A 7,202-nucleotide genomic window follows, 5' to 3' on the forward strand; every position below is an offset into this window, starting at 1 on the left:
GGGGGGGGGTGTGTCGGGGGGGGGGGGGGGGGGGGGGGGGGGGGGGGGTCAGGAGAGGGGGGGGGGGGGGGGGGGGGGGCCCCCCCCCCCCCCCCCGTCAGCCCCGCCCCCAATGGCGATGCCCCCACGGTCCAGTGTACCGGGTTTTTCCCTCGCTTCGCTTACTTCGTCTCCCAACAAGTTCCCCACTTGACCATCCCCCTTCGGGATCGCACACGGTCACACGTCGCGCCCTTTCACGGCTCGAAACCCGGGCTTCTCAAACTCCTTCCCAAAAGGGGAAGTCGCTCCCCGCACCCTCGGTGCTCGAGCTCCGTGCCCTTCGGGAACGTCGCACTTCGCGTGAGTCTGCACCACTCCCCATAGTACAAAACGCTTTGTCCCCCAACAACAAACGGTACACCAGAGTGCTGAATATGAGGGATACGAGGTGAAAGAGGTCACCGGCAGTTATAGCCCGCGCAAGCTTGAGGCGGGAGTCCAGGACAACTGGAAACGGGAGAACACCTATGCACGCGTTCAGGCGCTGAGACAGGATGGAAAAGCGTTCTTTTTCGTCGACGGGCCGCCGTACACCACCGGCCACATCCATCTCGGCACCGCCTGGAACAAGATCATAAAAGACGCCGTCCTCCGCTACCACCGGATGCGGGGCGCTAATATCATCGAGCGGGCCGGCTACGACATGCACGGCCTCCCCATCGAGGTGAAGGTGGAGCATCAGCTCGGGTTCACCTCCAAGAAGGATATCGAGGACTACGGGATCGCCGCGTTCATCGAACAGTGCCGGACGTTTGCCGTGACACACATGGAGATCATGAGCGACCAGTTCCGGCAGCTCGGCATCTGGCTCGACTTCGACAACCCCTACCAGACCATCAAGGAGGAGTACATCGAGTCCGCGTGGTGGGCGATCCAGCGGGCGGACGAGCGCGGCCTCCTCGAACGCGGGCACCGGGTCGTGAACTGGTGCCCCCGGTGCGAGACGGCGATCGCCGACTCCGAGGTGGAGTACTGGGACGAGACCGACCCCTCCATCTTCGTCAAATTCCCCATCACCGGGCGCGAGAACGAGTACCTGGTGATCTGGACGACGACGCCATGGACCCTTCCCGCAAACGTGGCGGTGGCGGTCAACTCCGCGTTCACCTACGCGCGGGTGCGGGCGAAGAAGGACGGCAACGAAGAGATCCTCTGGATCGCCGACGAACTCGTCGAGTCCGTCCTGAAGATGGGCCGCTACCAGGACTACACGGTCCTTGAGAGGGTCGGCGGGAACAGCCTCATCGGAACGGAGTACGCTTCGCCGCTCGCCGGTCACGTGCCGCGCCAGACTGAGATCCGGCACCGGGTCGTTGCGGCCGACTATGTCACGCTCGAGAACACCGGTCTCGTCCACATCGCCCCCGGACACGGGTGGGACGACTACCTGGTCGGCATCCGGGAAGGTCTTGAGGTATTCTGCCCAGTCGATTCCGGGGGGTGCTTCACCCCGGAGGCCGGGGCGTTTGCGGACATGTACGTCCGGGACGCAAACGATCTCGTCATCGACACGCTCGGCGGCTACCTCCTCGCCCGGCGGACGATCACCCACCGCTACGGCCACTGCTGGCGGTGCAAGACCCCCATCATCTACCGCGCGACGGCCCAGTGGTTCCTGAAGGCCACCGAGATCCGCGAACCGATGCTTGCGGAGATCGCGAAGGTGAAGTGGTACCCGGAGTGGGCGGGGAGCGCCCGGTTCCACGACTTCGTCAGGGATTCCCGGGACTGGTGCATCTCCCGGCAGCGCTACTGGGGCATTCCCATCCCCATCTGGCAGTGCGAGGAGTGCGGTGAGCACACCGTCATCGGCACCGTCGCCGAGCTCGAGGAGCGGTCCGGAACGGAGGTCGCCGATCCGCACCGCCCCTATGTGGACGAGATCGTCATCCCGTGCCCCTGCGGGGGGGAGATGCGCCGGGTCGCCGACATCTTCGACGTCTGGTTCGACTCGGCTGTCGCGTCCTGGGCGACCCTCGGGTTCCCCAGGGAGCGCGAAGCCTTCGACCGCTACTGGCCGGCGGACTTCATCACTGAGGGGCAGGACCAGACCCGGGGCTGGTTCTACTCCCAGCTCGGGGCGAGCACCGTGGCGTTCGGCCGCGCCCCCTACAAGAGCGTCCTGATGCACGGGTTCGCTCTCGACGCAGAAGGGCGCAAGATGAGCAAGAGCTTCGGCAACGTGGTGACGCCTGAGGAGGTCGTGAATCAGTTCGGCGTCGATGTCCTCCGGTTCTACGTCCTCTGGGCGAACGCTCCCTGGGACGACCTGAAGTTCAACTGGGACAGCGTCAAGACCATCCACAGGACGCTCAACATCCTCTGGAACGTCTACCGGTTCCCGCTCCCGTACATGGTCCTCGACTCGTTCGAGCCGGCACCGGAGGCCGGAGGCCTCTGGGACGGATCGTTCGTCCGGGGCAATATCAACGATATGCCAAAAGAGGACCGATGGATCGTCTCCCGGGTAAACTCGCTCGCCCGGACTACGGCCGGGGACATGCGGGAGTACCAGCTCCATAAGGTGACGCGGGCGCTTGCCTCCTTCATCCTCGAGGATCTCTCCCGCTGGTACGTGCAGCTCGTCCGGCCGAGGATGTGGCTCGAAGAGGATTCGCCGGAGAAGCGGTACGCCTACGAGACCGTATACTACGTCATGCGCCGCCTGACCGCGCTCCTTGCGCCGTTCGCCCCCCATATCGCCGAGGAGATCTACGGCAACCTTCGCCTCGATGGCGACCCGGAAAGCGTCCACATGCTCGACTGGCCGGAGGCGGACGACCTGCTGATCGCGCCCGACCTCGAGAACGCCATGGAGATCGTCCGGTCGTTCGACGACGCGGTCGCCACCGCCCGGCAGGCCGGGAGACGGAAACTCCGCTGGCCGGTCTCCGAGACCGTTGTGGTCACCGGGAGCGACGAGGTGAATACGGCTCTCGAGGACTTAAACGACCTCGCCCTGAACCGGGCGAACTCCCGGACGGTCAGGGTCGTTACCGGAACATGGGACCGGATCCTCTGGCAGGCCGAGCCGGTGATGCGGGCGATCGGCCCGGAGTTCGGGAGAGATGGGCCGAAGGTCAAGGCGCTGATCGAGCAGGCGGACGGCACCGCCCTGAAGGCCGCGATCGAGCGGGAAGGAAAGGCCGAACTCGACGGTTACGAGATCACCGCGCGCCACGTCACCTTCGCCGAGTCCCTCCCCGAGGGCGTCTTTGCCGCCCCCATGAAGGACGCGACGGTCTACGTCGACGTCACCCTCACGCCGGCGCTGGAGGCCGAGGGATACGCACGCGAGGTGATCCGGCGGATCCAGGAGATGCGCCGCCAGCTCGACCTGAACGTCGACGACTTCATCGTCGCGGCCGTGGATGTCGCCGACGAGCGGGTGGCCTCGCTCATCGCAAAAGAGGAGTGGCAGAAGGAGATCGCCGGGGAGGTGCGGGCGGCAGCCCTCACCGTCCGCCGCACCGACGGAGAGAGGCCGGCGGAAGAACCCTTTGCGCTCGAGAAGGACTGGGACGTGGAAGGCGTGCAGATGCAGATCGGCATCTCACGCGCCGGTGAGTGACCGGATCAGGGCCTCGCCCTCCTCCGTCGAGAAGAGAGGCGTCTCCTCCGGTTCCCGGATGCAAGTTCGTACGGCCTGCACGGTCTCCCCCGTCAGGGGGTTGTACCCCTCTTTTGTGCAGTCTTCCCGGTAGAGCAGCGTTCCCCGCCGCTGCCAGGCCGGCGTCGCCGCCAGGTTGACACCCCGCTCGAACATCATCTCGTGCATCTCCTCGGACTGCATCCCCCGGAGCGCCGCGGCGGCTTCCCGGGACGTCATCCCCTCCTCGACGAGCGCGTTCTGGCAGTAGGCGTTGATGTGGTTCCGCCACGCCTCGTTCTGCCTCGACTTAAGATACTCGACCGCAAACTCTCCCGCCGCGGGGATGGTCCGGGCATCGAACGCAAGGGGTTCGCGACACCCGAGTTCGATCGTGAGCGCGCTCGCCGCAACCGCGGCGGTCACGGAGTCGAGCTTCTCCACCCGTCCCGAGAACGGCAGCGTCCGGAAGTAGAGGCTGATCTCGTCGGAGAAGGTGTAGGCGAACGTGGGGTTAAGCCCGCTTTCCGCGAGAAGGTAACGGCAGACTGCCCGCATGCTCGCGCAGAACGCGGGATCGAACGGCTTTTTGAGATTGAGCGCTCGGACCAGACGGTGAAAGGCCCGACCGTCGAGCCGGACAAAAACGGGGGGGAAGATGGTGAGGTTCGAGAAGATCTCACGGTCTCTGGTATCCATATTCTATCGGCAGGGAGCCCCGGACAGGCAGGACATCGCGGTTAATCTTCTTTTGCCGGCGACCTGAAGATCCCGGGGATGTGGCGGACGATGACGATATCCCCGACGCTCTTTACGACGCGGAAGGGGATCTGCATTCCTGCGTAGCCCTTTACCTCCCCGATCTCCGGGTTGAGCTCGCCGACTGCAAGCGAGTCGATCTTTTTCTGGTCCACGTCGAGCACGACGTCGTCAACGCTCCCGATATAGACGGCCCTGTCGGTGTAGACGCGCAGTCCGAACATCTCTGTGATCTGTGTTCTCATCGGTATCCTCTGAAGGTATATTACTATAAATGATAAAAAGATACTCCTTTTCATGGAAGCGTCGCTACAGATCGGAAGGCTGGCCGGAATACCGGTCAAACTGCACTGGAGTTTTCTCCTGGTGATCCCCCTCTTTGCATGGATCATCGGGAGCCAGATCCTGCTCACGACCGAGTTGATCGCGGTTCTCTTCGGTGTTCCTATCGACGTGACGCTGATTACGGCGGGGTTCAACCCCTACATCCTCGGGATCGTCGTCGCGCTCGGCCTCTTCTTCGGCGTCTTCATCCACGAGATGGCCCACTCGCTCATCGCGAAAGCGAGAGGGATCGAGATCCACAGCATCACGCTCCTCATCCTCGGCGGGGTCTCGCAGATGGAGGAGACGATGCCGGACCCGAAGATAGAGCTCCCCATGGCGCTCGCGGGACCGCTCACGAGCCTTGCGGTCGGCGTGATCTCCAGCGCCCTGGTCTACATCTTTGCGGCGATCGATATGGATCCGGGGGTTGCCGGCGTCCTGGTCTTCACCTTCGGCTACCTCGGGCTCCTGAACGTCCTGCTCTTCGGGTTCAACCTTCTCCCGGCGTTCCCCATGGACGGGGGGCGTGTCCTGCGGGCGTGGCTCGCCCGGCGGATGCCGCTCTCCCGGGCGACCCGGATCGCCGCCGACGTCGGGAAAGGGTTCGCCGTCATCTTCGGGATCGTCGGGCTCCTGCTCTTAAACCCCATCCTGATCATCATCGCCTTCTTCATCTACATCGGGGCGAACCAGGAGGCCACGTACCTGCGCTACAACATCCTGCTGCAGGACGTCACCGTGGCGGACGCGATGAGCACCCCGGTCGCCACCGTGGAACCGTCAATGCCGCTCCCTCAGCTGCTGGAGATGATGTACGAGACAAAGCACCTCGGCTTTCCCGTGGTGGAACGGGGATCGCTCGTCGGGATCGTCGCCCTCGCCGACGTCCACAAGATCTCGCCGGCCGACCGGGAGGCGATGCAGGTGCGGGACGTCATGACCCGGACCCCGACCACCCTCCCGCCGTCGGCACCGCTCATCGACGCGCTGAGGATCATAACGGGCCAGGATATCGGGAGGATTCCCGTGGTCGCAGACGGCAACCTGGTCGGGATCGTGACCCGGACGGATGTGCTCCGGGTGATGGAGTTGCGGGAGGAGGAATAGGAGGAGGCGTTCGGCAGGACAGCCGCTTCCTATCGGAACATCGCTTATCACCACGCACGGATTCCGAGGGGATATCGCCACGCACTGCCCGCCCCCCCTAGGGGGGCGGAACGACTTCCCCGCAGGGTGCGACGTTCCGAAGCGCGACGGTTCGTTAGAACCAGAGCGTGAGCACCGAAGGTGCGAAGGAACGGAGCTTAAGCACCGTGAGGTGTGGGGAAGGAGTTTGAGCACCGTCAGGTGCGAATGAGGAGCGCGAAGCGCGGGCGGTGGGGGGCTTTGTGAGGAGAGGCATCCGGTGTGAGGAGACAGGGGAGGGGGGATGCTCCCCCCTCCCCGTCAGCCCCTCCCCCAAGAGCGATACCCACGGGAAATTCGTAGATGGGGGTTGCAACTGACTTAAAGCGCGGGAGGTGAGCATCACAGGAACCCTATTCTTCAGGAGTGGAGTTCGAGCGCAGCCAGATACGGACAAACGCTACTCCTGAAAAGAACTACCGCCACTAAAGAGTCCCCGCCCTAAAACCTCATCACTTTCTCAATCCCCGTCTCCCCGGCGATCTCACGGAACTCTTCAAGGCTCCCGAACGGCCGGCGGGCGGCGATGGTCGCGGCCCTCTTCTTGCCGACGCCCGGGATCCACCGGAGCGCCGCTACCGGCAGGGTGTTGACCTCCACCGGGCAGGGGAGGGCCGTCACCGACCGCATCCCCCAGTCCACCACGACGGCGTCGAGAACCGTCCTTGCCGGGAGTTCGAGGGGGATCCCGACCAGGATGGGATACGAGCCCATCTGCCGCCCGAACGACGGCTTGCCGGGAACCTCGACGACGATTTCCGAAAGAACGGTGCCGACGGGAAAGACCCGGCGGAGCATCGGCTCGTCGAACTCCTTCCGGGCCCACTCCTTGAAGGAGCGGAACCGGGCGTCGTGCTTCCCGAGGGTGTTCTCATCGTAGGCTTTTGTTCCCTCGAACGGCATCACCTGCCGGATGTTCACCCGCCGCACCAGGAGCCCGGCATCGAGCACCCGCTTAAGAAACGCCTCGTTCAGATCGAACGTCGCCGGCGTCTCCCCCGCGAGGCCGACGATGAAGTTCAGGCCCGGGAGGAGTTCGGGGACCCCTTGGGTTCGCTTTCCCCCGACGTCATTCACGACCTCGATCGCGCGGAAGACGTCGTCCGGCATGGCTTTGAGGTTGTTAGCCGCCACCACCGCCGGATCGGCGGTCTCCATACCGAAAGCCGCCGTGTCGCCGGGGGTGTGGTCGGCGACGATCGCCGCGAGCGCCGCCCGCGCCGCATCCTCGTGCCGGGCGATGGTGCCCGGGTTGATGTTGTCGATGTGCAGGGTTTTGAGGTCCGGGGCGCTCTCCCTG

4 protein-coding genes and 1 pseudogene are annotated in these 7,202 nt (G+C 64.5%); 2 read left to right on the top strand and 3 right to left on the bottom strand.

The features are described 5' to 3' along the window. Nucleotides 1–430: 430 nt before the first annotated feature. Nucleotides 431–3,613 carry an isoleucine--tRNA ligase gene (ileS, locus tag BRA62_RS00360; RefSeq protein ID WP_292364049.1) on the top strand — a complete coding sequence of 1,061 codons (3,183 nt, stop codon included), beginning with the start codon at nucleotides 431–433 and terminating at the stop codon, nucleotides 3,611–3,613. On the opposite strand, the gene BRA62_RS00365 is transcribed toward ileS, so the two are convergent. Next, nucleotides 3,596–4,330, bottom strand: coding sequence for a tRNA(His) guanylyltransferase Thg1 family protein (locus BRA62_RS00365; protein ID WP_292364050.1), 735 nt, complete (start codon nucleotides 4,328–4,330; stop codon nucleotides 3,596–3,598). The two genes, ileS and BRA62_RS00365, sit on opposite strands and share 18 nt — an antisense overlap. Before the next feature lie 41 nt (nucleotides 4,331–4,371). Next, nucleotides 4,372–4,635 carry a PRC-barrel domain-containing protein gene (locus BRA62_RS00370; protein ID WP_292364051.1) on the bottom strand — a complete coding sequence of 88 codons (264 nt, stop codon included), beginning with the start codon at nucleotides 4,633–4,635 and terminating at the stop codon, nucleotides 4,372–4,374. Nucleotides 4,636–4,687: 52 nt separating this feature from the next. On the opposite strand from BRA62_RS00370, the gene BRA62_RS00375 reads away from it, so the two are divergent. Beyond that, nucleotides 4,688–5,824 (top strand): CBS domain-containing protein, encoded by a 1,137-nt coding sequence (locus BRA62_RS00375; RefSeq protein ID WP_292364052.1) that lies wholly within the window; start codon nucleotides 4,688–4,690, stop codon nucleotides 5,822–5,824. A gap of 519 nt (nucleotides 5,825–6,343) precedes the next feature. Here the strand turns inward: BRA62_RS00375 and BRA62_RS00380 are convergent. Further along, nucleotides 6,344–7,202 (bottom strand): annotated as a pseudogene (locus BRA62_RS00380) (radical SAM protein); the annotation flags it as partial.

The sequence above is a fragment of the Methanoculleus sp. UBA208 genome (genome assembly GCF_002498065.1).
Taxonomy (GTDB): Archaea; Halobacteriota; Methanomicrobia; order Methanomicrobiales; family Methanoculleaceae; genus Methanoculleus.

What these genes read in the sequence shown, in the direction of transcription:
- BRA62_RS00365 (WP_292364050.1), bottom strand. Translation starts at nt 4,330, where the DNA reads ATGGATACCAGAGACCGTGAGATCTTCTCGAACCTCACCATCTTCCCC.
- BRA62_RS00375 (WP_292364052.1), top strand. Translation starts at nt 4,688, where the DNA reads ATGGAAGCGTCGCTACAGATCGGAAGGCTGGCCGGAATACCGGTCAAA.
- BRA62_RS00370 (WP_292364051.1), bottom strand. Translation starts at nt 4,635, where the DNA reads ATGAGAACACAGATCACAGAGATGTTCGGACTGCGCGTCTACACCGAC.